Source organism: Bradyrhizobium sp. Kon56 (genome assembly GCF_055807635.1).
In genome coordinates, this window is sequence record NZ_JBVVOU010000003.1 from 421430 (window position 1) to 439844 (window position 18415).

Consider the following 18415-nt stretch of genomic DNA (forward strand, 5'->3'; position numbering starts at 1 on the left):
AAAGGCAGCAAGACGAAAGGCAGCAAGACGAAAGGCAGCAAGACGAAAGGCTCGCGAAACGCGGGCCTTTCTTTGCTCGTCAGCCTATTCCCGCAAGATTATGCCCGCCGTCTGTTGACCGCTCGCCAGCGCCGCTTCGACTGTACCCATGTCGGCTCCGCGATAGAGCGCCTCGCCGGAGAACAGCACCGGACCGTCGGCGCGCGCAAGGATCGTTTGCGCCTCGCGCGTTCGCGGCGTCGCCCAGGAATAAGCGCCGCGGGCGTAGGGATCGTGCGCCCAGTTTGTCGCGACCGCGATGACGAGTTCGCGTGCGAGGTCCTCGCGCGACAGGCCAAAGACGATCGCAAGCGAATCGAGCCCGGTATCGATCAGCGCTTGCGGGTCGAGACGCGACAGCGCTGCCGTGCGCGGGCCGCCGAACCATCCGGTCAGCACGGGATGCCGGTTCGGATATTGCGTCCACCACACCGGGATGGCCTGGTCGGACAAAAGGAAGGCCATGTCCGCGAGCTCTTCATTGCGCTCACGCCACCATGGCCGCCTGAAGCGCAGCAGGATTTTTATCACGTTACCGAAGCCGATATCGTCGGCCGCCGCCGCCTTCGCGCGCGCGCGGCTCGGCAGCCCGATCTCGCGCAACAACGGCAACGGAACGGTGATGATCACGCGATCGCAGCCCTGCACGTCGCCGCCGACACAGCGAACGGCGATCGCGCCGCCCTCCTCCTCGATCGCCGACACCACGCAGCCGAAGCGAAACGTCACGCCAAGCTTGCGGCACTCGGCTGCCAGGAAGTCGATCATCCCACCATAGCCGCCCTTGATGCGCGCCTGCGGAGAGTGCCCGCCAGCCATCCATTCCTCGCGCAGCGCCAGCGTGGAGGCGGACTCGGGATCGGCCGCATCATAGCCCTCAACCATTCGCTCGATCGAATGGCGCAGCCGCGCATGCTCATCCCCGGCAAAATGCCGGCGCAGGAAATCGGCGACGGTGAGGTCGTCGTTCAATTCCCGAACCACGGCGTGCAGCTCAGCCTGATGCGGATCGTGGCGATCCTCGCGCACGATGTCAGCGCCGTCAAAGCCCCATCGCTCGCCCTCGATCTCCTGAAGGGACAGCCCGGCTTCACGCAGCAACGCGCGCGTGACCGGCGCCTCGCCGTGGACGAATTCGGCGCCGCCGTCGGCGGGGTAGCCGAACTCCGAAGCAGGCAGCGGATGGATGCGGCCGCCGCAGCGCTCGCGCGCCTCCAGGATTGTCACGGTCCTGCCCGCGCGCGCCAGCTCGCGCGCCGCCATCAGACCGGCCGCGCCGGCACCGACAATGACGATATGCTCGGATGTTGCCGACATCTCGGTGCTGTTACTTGCCCACGGCCTGCGGATCGTTCTGGATCAGATAGCGCAGCAGCAGGACGCCGCCACCGACATCCCGCGTGCTCTCCAGCGTCATCGCGCTCAGTGGTGCGCGCCGGTCGCCGTCGGAGTCCGTGGAATCGAACACGAATGGCGCGCCCTTGGCGCCGTCGATCGCGGGACTGAGGATCAGGTTGAACTCGTCGATCAGGCCGGCACGCAGGAACGCGCCGTTGGCGACGCCGCCGCCCTCCACCAGCAGGCGCTTCACGCCGAGCTCGCGGTTGAGGATGTCCAGCGTCAGCGCGAGGTCGATCTCGGACTTGCCGGCAAAGATATAGGACACGCCCTCGCCGCGGAGCCCCGCGAGATGCGAATCTGCGACGCTCTCGGTCAACACGACGACGATCGGATCGCCGCCGATATCGGAGCGGCCCCAGCCGATCTTGCCCTGCGCATCGAGCACGACGCCATAGGTTTTCGCGTCGCGTCGCGCGAACCAGTTTTCGCGCGGAAATTTCGCGTCCGCCGTCGTGGGATAGGGCTCGCCCTTGGCGAACTCCGAGCCGGTGATGCGGCCGATCACCCAGGCGTCGCCGCCGAGCTCGTCGTGGATCTTCTCGAACCAGTCCGTTCCTGCCCCCTTCGGGCGCCAGCGGCTCGGATGGGTGCGGCCGTCCAGACTCGAATGCATCAGGCAGATGACGTAAGGCTTCATGCGTATCTCCGGGCCGCGCTCAGGCAGCCGGCTCATTGCCCTTCTCATTCCCAGTGGCGCGATCGTTCACGATCAAAGCGAGGGGATTGAGCTTTGGCGGCGCGATGAGTTTCAGCGTGTTGGTGTCGCGATGGTTGAACGGCGCGCCGCGCACGAACAACTCGGTCTGGATCAGATAGGTCCAACTGCCGTCGTCGTTGAAGGTGATGTCGCAGCGGTAAGCATCGGTGCGGAACGCTTGTTCCAGAAAATCAGTCGAGCAGATCCCGTAAGCGGTGTCGCCGCGCTTGGCGGTCACGGAGATCTCCTTGTCGCCCGGCCCGGCCTTGCCCGACGCCAGCAGCACCTGCCCGCGCGGGATCGCCAGCGTCTGCATGATCAACCCGGTCGCGGGCTCCCACAACCAGTAGCCGACCTGGTCGTGGAAGGTGATGTCTTCCTCGGGCGTGTTGATGTGGATGTGATAGCGCAGCCCATAGAGCAGCTGCGGCCCGTTGGCCTGCGGATCGATCGGGTCCATCCGGATGCGCTCGATGAAGGTCCGCCGCTCCGGCCCCTGGGCCTTCGGATTGATGTCGATACCCTTGTCGGCCTGCCAGACACCGGCGAGACGGCGGAGCGGGCCGAGATTGGCAAGCCCGTCGGGCGAGACGTCCTCGGGCTCGGTGAAGATATCGGCGGGAAGGGGGAGCATGGGTGTCCTCGTGTCGTTGCGAGGCAGCAATAGCATGAGAGCGCGGGCGTGGCTCGTTCTCCAGCCTCACAATCGCGAATGGACATAGGCGTCACGCGCAGACGATCCATCACGCGAAGCGGAGCCGAACCTCCTCAGTTCGGCTCCGTCGCCAGTGCGCTTAGTGGCGGTGGTCGCGGACCTTAGGTTGATTGCGGTGGTCCCGGACGATGGGTTGATTGCGATGGTCGCGCACGATGGGCTGGTCGCGATGGTCGCAGACGATGCGTCGTCGCGCTCGAGGGTGTCACCACGTCGCCAATGCGATCGCTGGATGGAGTTGTGCATGGAGTTCTGCCTTTCGCTTGGTGGATCGCTGCGAGCTACCTGACAACAAGGTAGATTTTGCAATCGACGTCGAATCTGCCGCAGTTTTAATCAGGCACCCGAGCGTCGGGCTTATGCAGCCAAGGCGTTGACGTTCCGGAATTCGTGAAAATCATGGCAGCTGCCCAAGAGAGCGTCATAAGCATTTGTGTTCGGTGTTCCCGTTTGCGCCACGGAATCACGATGATAAGATCACCTCAGGATTGTGAAATACACCATAGGCGATGAAGCCACTCCTAAACTAGCGTTCACGTGACGTCCTTATTTTCAAGTGAGTGGTTTGGAATGCAGCAGGCTTGGGTCGAGAAGTTCTCGGACCTCATCGGCAGTGTCTATGATTGTGTGATCGCGCCGGAAGGCTGGACCGAAGTTCTGGATCAGATCTGCGCCGAGTTCGGCTTTGCCGCCGGCGCGCTCTCGGTCGCCAGCCTCACCAACATGAAGGCCGTCGTCAAACGTTCTCCGGGTCCGACCTGGCCCAGATGGCCCAGAACGGGGTCGGCTACGGCCCCGACATCATCGAGCTCTGGGGCGGCGCCGAACGCATTCGGCAATACCCGCTCGGCGAGCCGATCGTTCAATCCCAAGCCGTCCGGCCGGACGTTATTTCCAGCAACCGCTACTATCGCGAATGGGCCCTGCCTAAGGGCTTGTTCGACGCCGTTGCCGTCGGCCTCGTTCGCGACAGGACGATGGTTGGAAATGCGATATTCAGCCAGCATGAGTCGGCGGGCCGGATCGACGATGCGCAGGTCGACGGATTGCGCCTTCTGGCGCCTCACATCCGCCGCGCCGTGACGATCAGCAATCTGTTCGACATGAAGGCGGTGGAAGCCAACACATTCGCGGCGACGGTGGAGGCCCTGACGGTGGGCGTCGTCCTGGCCGACGAGGATTCGAAGATCGTTCACACCAACGCCGCAGCCGCGGCCATGCTCGCGGCCGGCGATCCGATCGTGACAAGGCATGGCCGGATCGCGGTTCAATCCGTGGCGACCACAGCCACATTGCAATCAGCCGTCGCGCAGGCGGCAAAGGACGAGGCGACGCTCGGGGAAAAAGGCATCGGCATCCCGATCCCTCGCCAAAGCGGTGAGCCTCTCGTCATCCACGTTCTGCCGCTGCGACGCAGCCACACACGATCCGGCCTGATCCAGAGCGCCGCTGCCGCCGTGTTCGTGACGTCAGCCTCCGGGCCGCCGCGATTGCCTCACGATGCGCTCAACCAGCTCTATGACCTGACGCCGGCCGAGATTCGCATCTTCGAGCTCATTTGCGAGGGACACACGCGAGACGCGATCTCGGCCTTGCTCGGCGTTTCCGTCAGCACCGTGAAGAGCCACCTCATTCACGTCTTCGAAAAGACGGGCTGCCGGCGCCAGGTCGATCTGGTCAGGCTCGCGAAATCGCTGACGTTCCCGGTGTAACAGAAGACCCCGCTCAAGCCGCTTCCGACGTTGATCGCGCACGCTGCTCGAGCACGCCGATCGTCGAGACCAAATTGTCGCGTCGCGCGCGAAGATTCAGCGCAAGAAGCGGATAGGTCGGCTGAAGCACGTCAAACACCCCTGCTCTCGCCTCTTCCTCGAGAATGTCGGTGTTGATGAGTCTAAGGCGCCACCACAAATCGGCGACCAACGCATCGAGCCGGAGTTCGCCGGCAGCACCAGAACGGGACATTTCTTGCATCACTTGCCTCAACCTGAAACGGCCTCTCTTCCAAGGCCAGACTTTGGTCCTGGCCGAGCAAGCAGAGTGCCAGCAATGGGCGGGCGCGATCTGGTTCCGGAACGGATTGCTGCGCGAGCCGGCTGGTCAAGGCTTGGCGCTCAAGGCTTGGCGCTCAAGGCTTGGCGCTGGGGAAGATGTTGCCCGTGGAGAGCGAAAATGGTGCCCAGGGGCGGAATCGAACCACCGACACTGCGATTTTCAGTCGCATGCTCTACCAACTGAGCTACCTGGGCGTGCTCCAAAGAGGGGCCAAAGCCCATCGAGCGGGCGGTTTATAGTGGGCTGAAGGCTGCCTGTCCACCCACGCTTCGCCGATGGCTTCGCGGGGCGTGGCCAGGCTGTGCACAAGGCAGGACGTGGCTCGGAGGCAACGCCGCGTAGCGGTGCATCGACAATTTAAATACTGGATAGAACAGGGTTATTCCTCTCCGTCTGCCTCGTCATCCCGGCCGGGAATGACATAGGAGCCTTTCAGCCAGCGGTTCAGATCGACGTCGCGGCAGCGCCAGGAGCAGAACGGGCGGGTGGCCTCGGACTGCGGCTTGCCGCAGATCGGACAGGTTTTGAGGGGCCTTGCGGGCTTTTTCACCTGGTCGTCCATAGGGTGCTCAGCTTACACGAGGTGAGAGAGTTCAAGAGCCCGTCGCCAAAGGGGTTCCTCCGGCGGAAGCGCAGGCGTCCCGGCCAGATTTCCGCGGGGCAATTCTACTGTGCATGGGGTTGTTTTCGCGATTTTTGCAGGAGCGGCTTTTCGGCTCAGACGGCGGTGGCGTTGAGCCAGCCGAAGCGGATCGGGAAACCTTCGCCGCCGAGCAGCGTGGTGGTCTCGTAGAGCGGCAGGCCGACCACGTTGGTGTAGGACCCCACCATCTTGACCACGAAGGAGCCGGCGATGCCCTGCACCGCGTAGCCGCCGGCTTTGCCGCGCCATTCGCCGGAGCCGATATAGGCCTGGATGTCGTCCTCCGAGAGGCGCTTGAAGCGGACGCGGGTCTCGACCAGGCGCTGGCGGAAGGCCTCGCGCGGCGTCACCAGGGTGATCGCGGTGTAGACGCGGTGGTTGCGACCCGACAGCAGCCGCAGGCACTGCGCGGCCTCGTCGACGAGGTTGGCTTTGGGCAAGATGCGGCGGCCGACCGCCACCACCGTGTCGGCGGAGAGGATGAAGGCGCCGCGCAGCTCGTCGTCAAGCTGCACCGATTTGAGCGCCGCATCCGCCTTGGCCCGCGCGAGCCGGTTGGCGCAGGCGCGCGGCAGCTCGCCCCGCTTCGGCGTCTCGTCGACGTCGGCGGGCCGGAGCGCGTCCGGCTCGATGCCGGCCTGGTTGAGCAGCGACAGGCGCCGCGGCGAACCGGAGGCGAGAACGAATTTGGGGCGGCCGAGCATCAGGTGATTTGGGGAATGAAGCAGGGGGTGAATTGCGCGCGGAACCTATCGGACGGGGGCTGATTTCACAACCCGGGAACCCGGACTTTACTGATTCGACGGGTACAGGATGCGTGTGCCTGCAGTCTGTGACGCGGGTGTTACGGGCGCCGAATGCTACCCGTTCGCCGCGCCCACCTTCGAAAACCGCCGGCGGATGCGCAGCAGGAGCTGGTCGCAGACGTCGCGATAGGCAGCCAACTTCTGGTCGCGGCTGCCTTCCATGGTGGTGGGATCATGCGTCGGCCAATACTCGACGTCGGCGGCAAGCGTGCGGGTCAGCTCCAGCGCCTTGTGATGCGCCTCCGGCGACAGCGTGATGATCAGGTCGAAATTCAACCCCTCCCAATCCTCCAGTTCCTCGAAGGTCTGAGGCTTGTGGGCGGAGATGTCCTGGCCGAGCTCGGCCATCACGGACACCGCGAACGGATCGAGTTCGCCGCGCCTGGCGCCGGCCGATTTCACGTAGAGCCCTTGCGGAAACATGTGCCGCAGCAGGCTCTCGGCCATCGGCGAGCGCACGCTGTTCATGGCGCAAGCGAACAGCACCGATTGCGGATCGCGTGCGCGTGGCGGACCCGCCATCGCGCTTAACCCTTCCAGTGCAGAACGGTAATGAGCGTGAACAGCCGGCGCGAGGTCTCGAAATCGACCCGCACCTTGCCCTTCAGCCGCTCCTGCAGCGTGCGCGAGCCCTCGTCATGGATGCCGCGGCGGCCCATGTCGATGGCCTCGATCTTGTCCGGCGTCGCTGTGCGGATCGCCTGATAGTAGCTGTCGCAGATCATGAAATAGTCCTTCACGATCCGCCGGAACGGCGTCAGCGACAACAGATGCGCGACCACGGGCGTGCCGTCCTCGCGACGGATGTCGAACATCAGCCGGCTGCCGGTGATCCCGATATGCAGCGTGAACGGCCCCTTCCCGTCGGCGCCCTCCGGCGCGAACAGGTTCTGCTCGATCAAATCGTAGATCGCGATCGCGCGCTCATGCTCGATGTCAGGCCCGGAACGGCCGATCGAGTCCTCGTCGAGCGTGACGCCGACGATGCGATTGGTCGAGTCGTCCTGTTCGGGCGGCTGGGTCATGACAAATTGAGGCGCAATCCAATCGAGCGCGAATGGGCATCTAGCCCCTCCGCCTTGCCGAGAATCATCGCGGCTGGTCCCAGCGCACGCAGCTGATCCGGGCCGCATTTCAGGATCGAGGTGCGCTTGAGGAAATCGTGCACCGAGAGCCCCGACGAGAATCGTGCCGAGCGCGCCGTCGGCAGCACATGGTTGGAGCCGCCGACATAGTCCCCGATCGCCTCCGGCGTATGCGGCCCGAGGAACACGGCGCCGGCGTTGCGGATTTTTGCGGCGAGCGCGTCGGGATCTTGCGTCATGATCTCGAGATGTTCGGCGGCAATCGCATCCGCGAGCGGAATGGCGTCGTTGAGGTTATTCACCATGATGATGGCGCCGAAATTGGCCCACGAGGCGCTGGCGATCACGGCGCGCGGCAGCGTCTTCAACTGCGCCTCGACGGCTTTTTCGACATCGTCGGCAAGGCGCGCGGAATCGGTAATCAGGATCGACTGCGCGCTGGCATCGTGCTCAGCCTGGGCCAGCAGGTCGGCGGCAATCCAGTCGGCATTGCCGGTGTCATCGGCGATGACGAGCACCTCGGAGGGGCCGGCGATCATGTCGATGCCGACCTTGCCGAAGACCAGCCGCTTTGCCGCGGCGACATATGCATTGCCGGGGCCGACGATCTTGGCGACGGGCGCGATCGTCGCGGTGCCATGGGCGAGCGCGGCCACCGCCTGCGCACCGCCGACGCGATAGATCTCGGTGACGCCGCCAAGCTTTGCCGCCGCCAGCACCAGCGGATTGAGCTTGCCGTCGGGCGAGGGCACCACCATGACGAGACGCGTCACGCCGGCGACCTTTGCCGGCACCGCATTCATCAACACCGAGGACGGATAGGCCGCGGTGCCGCCGGGCACGTAGAGGCCGGCGGATTCGATCGCGGTGTAGCGCCAGCCGAGCTCGACGCCGAGCTGATCGGTGAAGCGCTCGTCCTTCGGCAGTTGGCGGCGGTGATAGGTCTCGATGCGATCGCGCGCGAGCTTGAGCGCATCCAGCGTCGCTGCATCACAGGCTTTCACCGCGGCCTCGATCTCGGCGGCGGTGACGCGCAGGTCGGATGCATCGAGCGTCAACCGGTCGAACTTTGCCGTGGCCTCGAGCAAGGCGGCATCGCCCCGCTTCGCCACGTCGTCGACGATGGCACGCGCGGCCGCCTCGACATCGGCCGAGGCCTCGCGCTTGGCGGCGAGGAAGGCCCCGAATCGCTGGTCAAAATCGGCGCTGCTGCGGTCGAGACGAACGGGCATCTTGGCTTCTAACTGGTTTTTGGGGGCGCGGTTTGGCTCACCAGGCCCCTGCTCAATGGCGCGGCGGGGAAGCTGCGTCAACCCTTGAGCCGGGCCGCTCCCCTCCGGCGTCGTCCTGGCGAAACCGGAAGGCGTGGCGTTGGCATGCCACCTCACCCTTTCCCTTCAGCCTCCAGCCCTGTCCCCAGCTGATCCGCCCCCAGATCCGTCAGCTCGCATTCCAGGCATTCGACATCGAGGCGGATGGCGCCGCCTTGGGCAAACAGCAGCAGCGCGCTCCCGCCGGGGGCGTCCTGGCCGTGGAATTCGATGCCGACAAGGTCCAAGACAGTGTCCGGCGCGTCGAGGTCGATGTCGCGCGACTTGCAGGCGAGCACGCGGTCGAACCGGAGAGCCGCCACCAGCCTGCGCGGCTCGGCTTCGCCGTCCAGCGTCTGCTCCCAGTCCAACCGGCTCATGCCGACGACCAGCCGCTTTTCGCTTTGCCGCCAGATAATGTCCGAGGGCTGCACGCGGGCGTCCTGGACGTGGGCCGAGATCACGGAGAGGTCGTCGGCGTCGAGCGCGATCAGTTTGAGCTGGGGAGACATCGACGGCGCTTTCTCCTTCGGGCGGATAGGGCTCAACGCGCGCGGGCGGCGAAATTTCCCTAGAACTAATGCCCTACGGGACTAGAGGCTATTGATATCCTCCATCTCCAGCACCTTTCGCGGATACCCCTCCCGCGCAACCCGGATCATGGCGCGGCCGATCTGCTCGGTCGAGGTAACGAGCCGCGGCGAGAGCCGGCGCAGCACCGACCACAGCGGCCAACTTGCTGCATACACGGCCTGCACCCACGCAGTCTTGGAGCGGGCACCGTGGAGCGGTTGGATCGCACCGGGCCGGAACATGTAGGCCGCCTTGAATGGCAGCTTGAGCAGGTCGTTCTCGGTCTTGCCCTTGATCCGCGCCCACATCCGCGAACCCTGCTCGGTGGAATCAGTGCCGGCGCCCGTGACATAGACGAATGTCATGTGCGGATTGAGCCGTGCCAGCGCGGTCGCCGCTGCGAGCGTGATGTCATAGGTCAGATGGCGGTAGCGCTCCCCGCTCATGCCGATCGAGGAGACGCCGAGGCAGAAGAAGCAGGCATCGAAGCCGGTGAGCTGCGCTTCGATCGCCGAGTAGTCCGTGAACTCGCCGTGTGTGATCTCGGTGAGCTTGGCGTGGCGCACGCCGGTCGGGCTGCGGCCGACCACGAGCACGCGATCGATGCGGGCATCGATCAGGCATTCGCGCAAAACGCCCTGCCCGACCATGCCGGTCGCGCCGAAGATGATGATCTGCATCGGGACCTCCCCGCAGCGCGCCTTCCGCGGCAGACTGGCTAATGAAACGCTGCAACCACCGGCTCACACGCGACTGGAACGTGTTCGCACCCGGCCCGTCCGAAATCAGATCGGTCCGCGCGTGGACTGAGGCCGCTCACTCCTTGAAGAACGCAAGCAGGTCCGCGTTGATGGTCTCGGCGTGCGTTGTCGGCATGCCGTGCGGGAAACCCTTGTAGGTCTTCAGCGTGCCGTTCTTCAAGAGCTTGGCCGACAGCGGCGCGGAGTCGGCGTAAGGCACGATCTGGTCGTCGTCGCCGTGCATCACCAGCACAGGCACATTGATCTTCTTCAGATCCTCGGTGAAGTCGGTTTGCGAAAACGCGACGATGCCGTCGTAATGGGCTTTCGCGCCGCCCATCATGCCCTGGCGCCACCAGTTCTGGATCACCGCTTCCGAGGGCTTTGCGCCGGGACGGTTGTAGCCATAGAAGGGGCCGGCCGCGATGTCGCGGTAGAAGCTGGCGCGGCCGGCAGCGAGCTGCACCTGGAAATCGTCGAACACGCTCTTGGGCAGGCCGCCGGGATTAGCCTCCGTCTTCAGCATCAGCGGCGGCACTGCGGAGAGGATCGCGGCCTTCGCCACCCGGCTCTCGCCATGGCGCGCGATGTAATGCACGACTTCGCCGCCGCCGGTGGAGTGGCCGACATGGATCGCGTTCTTGAGATCGAGATGGGCCGTCACGGCTGCGAGATCATCGGCATAATGATCCATGTCGTGGCCGTCGGCGACCTGCGACGAACGGCCATGGCCGCGACGGTCATGCGCGATGACGCGATAGCCGCGCGTGACGAAGAACATCATCTGCGCGTCCCAGTCGTCAGCCGACAGCGGCCAGCCGTGACTGAACACGATCGGCTGGCCACTTCCCCAGTCCTTGTAGAAGATCTCGACGCCGTCCTTGGTGGTGATGGTGGGCATTGTCAGGCTCCTTGTATGTTCAGGCGAACGCCATCGGTTTGAAGCGGCGCCAGGCGCCGACGGTGAGCACCACGAAGAACACCAGCACGAGGCCCTGCACCACGGCGAACACCGGACCTCCGGGCGGCGCGGGCGCCACGGCGGGAGCGAGCGCGGCGAGTGCCGGCACCTTCAGGAACGACTGGATCACCAACACGAAGACGTTGAAATAGAGCGAGATCATCGCGGTCACGATGTAGACCGGGCGCCACACCCCAGCGAGCTTCATGCCGTAGAGCGCGACGCAGGCGATCGCGAGCAGCACCAGCGAGATGATGCCGATGATATGCGACGGCAGCAGCTCCTTGAACGGAAACAGGAAGCCGGTGGCACTGGTGAGGATCGTGAACGCTAAGAAAATCGCGGTGAGGCCCGGCATCGACTTCGAGCCGAGCAGGCCGAACATCACGACGAGGCCGGCGGCGATGCCGATCAGGCTGATGATGACATGAACCAGCGTGAAGGCGGGCAAGCTCAACCCAAGAACCATGACATCTCTCCTATTCTCTGCATCGAGTTCGGGAGATTGATATTACGGCCCTCATCAGATTGCCACACGCGCTGGCGTCACACATGCGTGCGCAGCCATGCGTCATCGTGCGAATCGAAAACGCATGGCTGAATTATTTGCACCGCTGTCACAAACGACGGCAGTTGTAGCCCGGATGGAGCGAAGCGAAATCCGGGGCTACGAGTCGACGAAGTCGAATCGCGGTTCACACTTCCTTGGTGTCGAAGATCAACAGGTCGGCGCCGCCACTGGCGAATTTCGGCACGTCGGCGCCGGTCGCCTTGCCTTCCGGGCTAGCGAATGCCGCCTGGATGTCGGCCGTGCTGTCGAAGGTGAGAATGGCGACGAGATGGATTCCGGAAGGTCCAGCGGGGGAGCCGACCGGCCCCTTGCTGATGGCGTACTTCTTCAAGCCTGGAAGTTTCTTGGCGAGCGGAATGTGGGTCTCGGCATAGTATTTGTCGAAGGCCGCAGCATCCGTGGGCGTTTTATACAGCACGACGATTTCAGCCATTTAGTCCTCCCGTTAAGCGCTTCTTTGTCGATCCTCATGGTGAGGAGGCGCGCGAGCGCCCCTGCGGACGATGCTTGCGCATCGCCGCGCGAACCATGCAGGCCCGGCTTTGGCAGCTGGGCCTTCATCCTTCGAGACGCGCGCAATGCGCGCTCCTCAGGATGAGGAGATAGTCACGCATCACACCGCAAGATGGCAAGCCTCATTCGACTTGCCATTTACTTGCCTTGTCCTTGACTAAACCGCCGGTTTTGCGGCGTCGCCGAGGAAGCCGTGCAGGGAGGCCACGACCTGGGCGCCTTCGCCGATGGCGCCGCCGACGCGCTTGACCGAGCCGGAGCGGACGTCGCCGACGGCGTACACGCCGGGCACCGACGTCTCCAGCGGCGCGACCAGCCGGCCCTGGTTCTGCTCGGACTGCGCGCCTGTGACGACGAAGCCGCCGCGATCGAGCGTGATGCCGCAGCCGTCGAGCCAGTTGGTGGCGGGATCGGCGCCGACGAACAGGAAGAGATTGCGGATGTCGGCGAAATCCTCGTCGGCCGAGAGCCGGCTCTTCCAGCGGATGCGCCGCAGCAGCGAGGCCTCGTCGCCTTCGAGCGCCGTGATCTCGGTGTTGAACATCAGTTCGATGTTCGGCGTGGCTTCGATGCGCTCGATGAGATAGCGCGACATGCTGGCGCCGAGACCGCCGCCGCGGATGATCATCAGCACTTTTTTGGCGTGCCCCGACAGGAACACAGCGGCCTGCCCCGCCGAGTTTCCGGCGCCGACCAGCGCCACTTCCTCGCCGGCGCAGAGCTTCGCCTCGACCGGCGAGGCCCAATACCAGACGCCACGGCCTTCGAACTTGTCGAGGTTCTCGATCTCGGGCCGGCGATAGCGTGCGCCGCTTGCGACCACCACCGCGCGCGAATGCAGGGGATCGCAGCCGTCAAGCGCCACCGAGAACGCGCCGTCCTTGCGCGTGCAGTCGAGCGACTTCACCGTCACCGGGATCATGATTTCCGCGCCGAACTTTTGTGCCTGGTTGAAGGCGCGCGCGGTCAGGGCCTGGCCGGAAATGCCGGTCGGAAAGCCCAGATAGTTTTCGATGCGCGCGCTGGCGCCGGCCTGGCCGCCGAAGGCGCGGGTGTCGAGCACGGCGACGGAGAGGCCTTCGGACGCGGCATACACGGCCGTGGCGAGCCCGGCTGGCCCCGAGCCGACGATCGCGACGTCGTAGATACGGTCGTTGCGCGGACCGCCGATCATGCCGATCGCGCGCGCAAGCTCGGTTTCGCCGGGATTGCGCAGCACCGCACCATCGGGTGTGACGACCAGCGGCCAGTCGTCCGGCTTGGGCGAATAACGCGCGATGACGTCGGCGGCGTCGCGATCGCGCGCGGGATCGAGCAGATGATGCGGCTGGCCGTTGCGGGTGAGGAAGCCCTGCAACCGCACCACGCCTGCCGAATGCGACGGACCGATCAGCACCACGCCGCCGACGCCGCCCTGGAGCAGATTGACCCGGCGCAGGATCAGCGCGCGCATGATGCGCTCGCCGAGTTCGGCCTCGGCGACCAGCAGCGCGCGCAGCCGCTCCGGCGGCAACAGCAGCGTCTCGACATCGCCTTCGGCGCGGCCGTCGACCAGCGCCGGCCGTCCGGAGAGCTGGCTCAGCTCGGCCAAAAATTGCCCCGGCCCCTGATCGATCAACGGCGTGACATGGCCGAGGCCGTCGCGCTGGGTGATGGCGACGTGGCCCTTGAGCACGACGAACATGCCGGGTCCCGGCTTACCGGTCTCGAACAGGAATTCCCCATCGGCATAGTTGCGGACCTCGCCGAAATGCCTGACACGCTCGATCTCGGCTGGTGTCAGCGCCGGAAAGGTCTGTTCAGGGCGGGTGAACCGCGACATCTGCGCGTCACTCTCGGGTCGTTGCGATTCGTCCTGCCCCGTTGCCACGTCCATGCACTCCAAAAATTCTAGTCGCCGGTCTTGCCGGCTATCTCGCCGGCGGCCCCCTCATCTAGGGAACCATCTTCATTCTGCGAGGGGTCGGTGCTTGCGGCGCGTTCGCGCGCCTGCATCTTCCGCCGCTTCAGGTTTTCGCGCAGCGCCGATTTGAGCCGGTCGTCGCGGGACGCCCTCGCCTGTCTGGCGTCCTGCTTCGTGCTCTTGTCGTTCTCGTCTGCCATCACCGGTCCATTACAGCGATCGGCGATAACATGCCCGAGGAATAAGGCGGCTCAAGAGGCCTGCGCGATCCGATCGTGCGAAAATCGAAATGGATCGAATCCGGCGTATCGGGCAACTGGCCAGTTGGGTGGGGATATCGGAACCTATTCCGCGGAAAGTCGGCCGTTTCGCGCCAGAACAGGCATTTTGGCCCCGATATCGACCCGATTTTATCGCTTTGGCAGAGCTAGCAAGCTTGCACAGGAGGGGGCCTTGTGGCAGATATCGGCCCGCTTGGTAGGCCCTCGTGGCGGCCGATTCTTATCCCAGCACATGCTGCCGTAGCTCAGTGGTAGAGCACTCCATTGGTAATGGAGAGGTCGACAGTTCAATCCTGTCTGGCAGCACCATTCCCTCGCTCAAATCACACATGAAACAGCCTTCTCGCGGCATGAGATGCCCGAGTTTTGCTTCTACCTTGACCCTCCTCTGTGAAGAGGGCGCAGGGAAGACCGGGTGCCGGCTGGCACCCGCGGTCCGCTGCGCGAAAATGTAGCGCAAAAAGACCGCACAGCAGCATACAGGTGACGCCGAACACTCGGCCTTCCCTGCGCAGTGGGTTGACGGCTTATGCCGCGCTCTCCCCGGCGACGAGTTCCTTTTTGTCACCGTCGCCTTGCGAATTGACGATGCATTGAGACCCGGTTGAGCCTCGATCCATCTCCGCAAGGCTTGACCGTAGCAACGACGGCCAGGACCACACGATTTTGCCGTACGCAGCGATCCGGCTTCGCCAAGAGGCTTCGCCGGACACAGGCGCCGTTCGTCCGCACGCAACAGGACCTCACGAGGTTCATCTCGCCCTGGTTCCGCCTTCGCGTGCCCGACACTGCCGCGTCCACCGCCCCCCGATCCACGTACGTTACGACGGACGATCGCCCCTCTCCCTGGACCGGGATGGCGGATTGATACTGCGATTCCGAATTTCGGTAAAGTGGAATATTTTTGTGGAGGAGGGTTGACGAGATTTTGCAGGAGAGAGGTGTTTTGCCCGACGGGTCAGATTTGCCTGCCTAGCGCGCGCCTAAGCACGTATATCGCCCCACCTATGGAAGGGGATACAAGCCGACGTCGAGCAGACTTCCGCTATGGGGCCAAAAGGGGAAGTGGACCTGCATGTAATGCAGTCTTCGGCGCAATCGATCCTTCTTCTGATAAGACGCCAGTTGCCGCGGTCATTCATCCTTACGTCCGCCGCGAGCAATCGTCGCCGCCTCCTGCAACGTAACGCCATGAACCAGCGGGTCTGCGTGGCGATGGACTAACTGCCATTCAGAACCGTCCTTGCGATAGATTTCCGTAACTCGGAGCGACCAGTCTTGTTTTGGTAAGCTCCCGACTTCGGCATATTGCCGCTCGACCATGACGAGAACGACCAGCTTGTCCGATGCATAGGTTTGCACGACCTCCAAGGTCGTCTCACCGTTCTTGAAAAACTGAGATAGCTTCGCCAAACGTTCAGGACTTGCGTCGAACCCGTGGCTAGTTGGGCCGCCGAATGGTTGCATTAACGTGAAGTCACTGGCGATGCGAACAAGGGCCAGCCAACGATCCATGTCCCCGCGCATGAAGGCCGCGTTTTTCGCAGCGGCGCGCTCGATAAGGTGAGCGACGTCGTCACTGGCAGCCACACTAGCGCAAAATCGAGGGGTCAACGATGCCGCAGCGACTGTCGTGATCGCGGACCGCCGTGACAGCGTTCCTGGCCAGTTTGCATGGTGTTTGGTCATTTCAGCTCCTGTGGCTAACGTTGCGCAATCCATGGAGCTTTCAGGGACATGAATCCAGTGATATAACCTCAGCAATATGCTGAACCACATTTCCTTGTCAAAAGTCGATCTTAACTTGCTGCTGGTCTTCCACACTGTGCTGGAGGAGAGCCACGTGGCGCGAGCGGCTAGCCGCTTGAACATCACCCCTTCTGCCGTAAGTCATTCACTTGGGCGGCTACGGCATCTATTTAATGACCCCCTGTTCTTACGGACGCCGAAGGGTGTTGTGCCGACGGAGCGTGCGCTGGAACTCGGCGAGCCAGTAGGAGATATCCTTTCTCGCGTAGGGCGCGTATTTGCTTCAGCTACGCCCTTCGACGCGACTACAAGTAGCCGCCGTTTTTCCATTGGCGCTCCTGATGCGATCATGGACACGGTGATGGGACCATTTGCGGGGCGGCTCAGGAGAAAGGCACCCCGTGCCGACCTGAGCTTGATCCATCTGATGCCAGGGCGGCATGCAAGCGCTGTGGAGCACCCTTGGCGGTCAAGCCTGGAGAAGCTGGAGAAGCGCGAAATCGACTTGGCCATCCTGCCCCTGGGCACAGTGCCAACCCGCTTCCAGGCAAGAAAGCTTTACGATGAGTGTTTCGTGGTCGCGATGCGCAAGGGAAACGGATTCGCCCGCGCACCAACGATTGCTGCATTCTGCAGAGCACAGCATCTTCTTGTGTCGCTCGACGGCGATCCGCGAGGTTTTGTCGACCAACTCCTGGAGAAGCGCGGCCTCCAGCGCCGCATTGTCCTGACCGTGCCCACCTTTATGATGGCACTCACGCAAATTTCAAACTCGGACTTGATAGCAACATTGCCGCGCCGTCTCGTCGAGAGATACGCGGCTCGTTTCGCGCTGCAATTGGTTGAGCTTCCTTTGAAGCGGAAGTCCGATGCAATCATGGCCATTACGACCAAGGCAGCAATGATGGATGCGGGCATTGCGTGGTTGACGGAAGAAATCGCCGCTGAGGTTGGCTCCCTCAGCTGAGGATGTCTCTTATATTCCTTAAAGCACATTTTAGGCCTGTGGGGCCTTAGCGAACCTCAACTTCCCCGCGACCGCCGCTTCGGGGTCACTTGCGGGCATCGCCCGAGCGAGAGCTCCAGTCAGTTTTGGCCAGGAATTGCATAGCATTGCTCGGTGACGAAGCATGATGGGTTTCGCAAGTGCTCTACCCATCCTACGCGAGCTGACTGGATCTACCGCCGACCACGGCGCCACGAGGCCCCGATCAGCCAGAACACGAACCGGACAAACAGGATCGCGGCCGTGATCTGGATCCAAAGGAAACCACCGAGTTCGCGCAAGACAATTTCGGCCTGAGCGCCCCAATAACCAGGAAGCGCATCGCCGACAGCTTCAATAGCGTGCGTGCCTGTTCACAGGGCCCATCGGACCCACTCAGGCTTGTAAAAGAGCGTCGCGCCGAGCAGAATCCAAGTCAGAAAAGCAGTGCTGACTCTGAAGGAGTGCACCTTGGCGTGGTGCTTGAACGCCGCGAACCGTCCATTATCTCCGGCTTGAGCCATGTTAGTTTCCTATTCGAAGCCTACGGTGCCGGGGAGTTCGTAGGATGGGTACAGCGAAACGAAAATCCATGGAAGATTTGCGCGGTGACGAGACATGATGGGTTTCGCTTCGCTCTACCCATGCTACGCATGTCAACTCTCGTCACCCACCTGATGCCCCGCTAACCGATCGTCTGAACGGCGCAGCCGTCGGCATAGCTCGCGATTGATGTTTTGCAGGACGATCACATAGGTGTGGATATCGGCCTTGTAGCAAGCGTAGAGCTTCTGGGCGGTCAGCTCGTAAAGCACGGTCGGACTCTCCGCGACCACCGTGGCGGATCGATTTTGCATTTCAATCAGCGTCATCTCACCGAAGAAATCGCCGGGCTCCAGAACGGAAATCGGGATGACGTTGCCCGCATTCGCCCGCTTGCTCACCGCCAGCCGGCCGGATTTGACGATGAACAGCGAGCGTCCGGGCTCGCCCTCCGTCACGACGGTTGCTCCGGTATCAAATCGGCACTCAACCAGCATCGACATCAGGAGGTCGAGACTTTGATCCGGGATACCGCCGAAGAACGGTGTGGCGAGCAGGAATGCTCTCAGGTCGGGGACACTGACGGCCATCGCGCGAGGATAATCTTGAGCGCCTTCCCGGGCAAGCGGAGCCGATACCAGCGGTAACGACGCCGAACGTGTTGGAACAAGGGGGTCAGCGAAAGTTTCGGAGCTCGTAGGCTGGGCGAAGCGAAGCGTGCCCACCAACCACCATTGATAGATAGATGGTGGGCACGGCGCTACGCGCCTTTGCCCACCCTTGTAATAGCGCGATCAGTTATTCTCGACCTGTTCCGTGAGGAATGGCCTGCCGCGGTTTGCACC

Annotated in this window: 20 protein-coding genes and 2 tRNA genes; 3 read left to right on the forward strand and 19 right to left on the reverse strand. The window is 63.3% G+C overall.

Annotated elements, in window-relative coordinates:
- Positions 1-84 precede the first annotated feature (84 nt).
- Genes AC0L3B_RS07640 through AC0L3B_RS07650 form a run of 3 tightly spaced genes read right to left on the reverse strand, consistent with a single transcriptional unit; the run spans position 85 to position 2771 of the window.
- Positions 85-1356 (reverse strand): flavin monoamine oxidase family protein, encoded by a 1272-nt coding sequence (locus AC0L3B_RS07640; protein ID WP_473380242.1) that lies wholly within the window; start codon positions 1354-1356, stop codon positions 85-87.
- A 10-nt stretch (positions 1357-1366) separates the two neighbouring features.
- Entirely contained in the window at positions 1367-2077 is a 711-nt protein-coding gene (locus AC0L3B_RS07645) for a RibD family protein (RefSeq protein WP_377788602.1), read from the reverse strand.
- A 19-nt stretch (positions 2078-2096) separates the two neighbouring features.
- Positions 2097-2771, reverse strand: a complete 675-nt coding sequence (locus tag AC0L3B_RS07650; protein ID WP_368506964.1) for an FABP family protein — start codon at positions 2769-2771, stop codon at positions 2097-2099.
- Between the two features lie 848 nt (positions 2772-3619).
- Here AC0L3B_RS07650 and AC0L3B_RS07655 point away from each other — a divergent pair.
- Positions 3620-4564 carry a helix-turn-helix transcriptional regulator gene (locus AC0L3B_RS07655; protein ID WP_446482201.1) on the forward strand — a complete coding sequence of 315 codons (945 nt, stop codon included), beginning with the start codon at positions 3620-3622 and terminating at the stop codon, positions 4562-4564.
- 13 nt (positions 4565-4577) lie between these two features.
- Here AC0L3B_RS07655 and AC0L3B_RS07660 read toward each other — a convergent pair whose 3' ends face one another.
- The 14 genes from AC0L3B_RS07660 to AC0L3B_RS07725 form a co-directional block, all read right to left on the reverse strand.
- The gene (locus tag AC0L3B_RS07660) at positions 4578-4826 is read right to left on the reverse strand and encodes a hypothetical protein (protein ID WP_473380243.1); all 249 of its coding nucleotides are present in this window, start codon (positions 4824-4826) and stop codon (positions 4578-4580) included.
- A 199-nt stretch (positions 4827-5025) separates the two neighbouring features.
- A tRNA-Phe gene (locus tag AC0L3B_RS07665) sits at positions 5026-5101 on the reverse strand.
- Between the two features lie 185 nt (positions 5102-5286).
- A complete protein-coding gene (gene yacG, locus AC0L3B_RS07670; protein WP_446482202.1) occupies positions 5287-5469 on the reverse strand; it encodes a DNA gyrase inhibitor YacG in 183 nt (60 codons plus the stop codon).
- A gap of 155 nt (positions 5470-5624) precedes the next feature.
- Positions 5625-6254, reverse strand: a complete 630-nt coding sequence (locus AC0L3B_RS07675; RefSeq protein WP_007597557.1) for a Maf-like protein — start codon at positions 6252-6254, stop codon at positions 5625-5627.
- Between the two features lie 156 nt (positions 6255-6410).
- Positions 6411-6878: an arsenate-mycothiol transferase ArsC gene (locus tag AC0L3B_RS07680; protein WP_018453112.1), complete on the reverse strand. Its 468-nt coding sequence runs from the start codon at positions 6876-6878 to the stop codon at positions 6411-6413.
- 5 nt (positions 6879-6883) lie between these two features.
- Positions 6884-7381, reverse strand: coding sequence for a UPF0262 family protein (locus tag AC0L3B_RS07685; RefSeq protein WP_018453111.1), 498 nt, complete (start codon positions 7379-7381; stop codon positions 6884-6886).
- Positions 7378-8673 (reverse strand): histidinol dehydrogenase, encoded by a 1296-nt coding sequence (hisD, locus tag AC0L3B_RS07690; protein WP_473380244.1) that lies wholly within the window; start codon positions 8671-8673, stop codon positions 7378-7380. Before hisD ends, AC0L3B_RS07685 begins: the two co-directional genes overlap by 4 nt.
- 152 nt (positions 8674-8825) lie before the next feature.
- A complete protein-coding gene (locus AC0L3B_RS07695; protein ID WP_204514011.1) occupies positions 8826-9263 on the reverse strand; it encodes a DUF2948 family protein in 438 nt (145 codons plus the stop codon).
- An 81-nt stretch (positions 9264-9344) separates the two neighbouring features.
- Positions 9345-10004 (reverse strand): NAD(P)H-binding protein, encoded by a 660-nt coding sequence (locus AC0L3B_RS07700; RefSeq protein ID WP_473380245.1) that lies wholly within the window; start codon positions 10002-10004, stop codon positions 9345-9347.
- Positions 10005-10140: 136 nt separating this feature from the next.
- Complete coding sequence (locus AC0L3B_RS07705) at positions 10141-10965, reverse strand: alpha/beta fold hydrolase (protein WP_368506958.1); 825 nt, start codon at positions 10963-10965, stop codon at positions 10141-10143.
- Positions 10966-10984: 19 nt separating this feature from the next.
- Entirely contained in the window at positions 10985-11494 is a 510-nt protein-coding gene (locus tag AC0L3B_RS07710; protein ID WP_368506957.1) for a hypothetical protein, read from the reverse strand.
- 226 nt (positions 11495-11720) lie between these two features.
- On the reverse strand, positions 11721-12029 hold the full coding sequence (locus AC0L3B_RS07715) for an EthD family reductase (RefSeq protein ID WP_007615494.1): 309 nt from the start codon (positions 12027-12029) through the stop codon (positions 11721-11723).
- A gap of 237 nt (positions 12030-12266) precedes the next feature.
- Positions 12267-13985 carry an FAD-dependent oxidoreductase gene (locus AC0L3B_RS07720; RefSeq protein WP_473380246.1) on the reverse strand — a complete coding sequence of 573 codons (1719 nt, stop codon included), beginning with the start codon at positions 13983-13985 and terminating at the stop codon, positions 12267-12269.
- A 14-nt stretch (positions 13986-13999) separates the two neighbouring features.
- A complete protein-coding gene (locus AC0L3B_RS07725; RefSeq protein ID WP_085361131.1) occupies positions 14000-14212 on the reverse strand; it encodes a hypothetical protein in 213 nt (70 codons plus the stop codon).
- 315 nt (positions 14213-14527) lie between these two features.
- On the opposite strand from AC0L3B_RS07725, the gene AC0L3B_RS07730 reads away from it, so the two are divergent.
- A tRNA-Thr gene (locus AC0L3B_RS07730) sits at positions 14528-14602 on the forward strand.
- Between the two features lie 825 nt (positions 14603-15427).
- Here the strand turns inward: AC0L3B_RS07730 and AC0L3B_RS07735 are convergent.
- A complete protein-coding gene (locus tag AC0L3B_RS07735; RefSeq protein ID WP_026232462.1) occupies positions 15428-15982 on the reverse strand; it encodes a YybH family protein in 555 nt (184 codons plus the stop codon).
- 76 nt (positions 15983-16058) lie between these two features.
- On the opposite strand from AC0L3B_RS07735, the gene AC0L3B_RS07740 reads away from it, so the two are divergent.
- The gene (locus AC0L3B_RS07740; RefSeq protein ID WP_085361133.1) at positions 16059-17009 is read left to right on the forward strand and encodes a LysR family transcriptional regulator; all 951 of its coding nucleotides are present in this window, start codon (positions 16059-16061) and stop codon (positions 17007-17009) included.
- A 674-nt stretch (positions 17010-17683) separates the two neighbouring features.
- On the opposite strand, the gene AC0L3B_RS07745 is transcribed toward AC0L3B_RS07740, so the two are convergent.
- Entirely contained in the window at positions 17684-18160 is a 477-nt protein-coding gene (locus AC0L3B_RS07745) for a Crp/Fnr family transcriptional regulator (RefSeq protein WP_018453100.1), read from the reverse strand.
- Positions 18161-18415 lie beyond the last annotated feature (255 nt).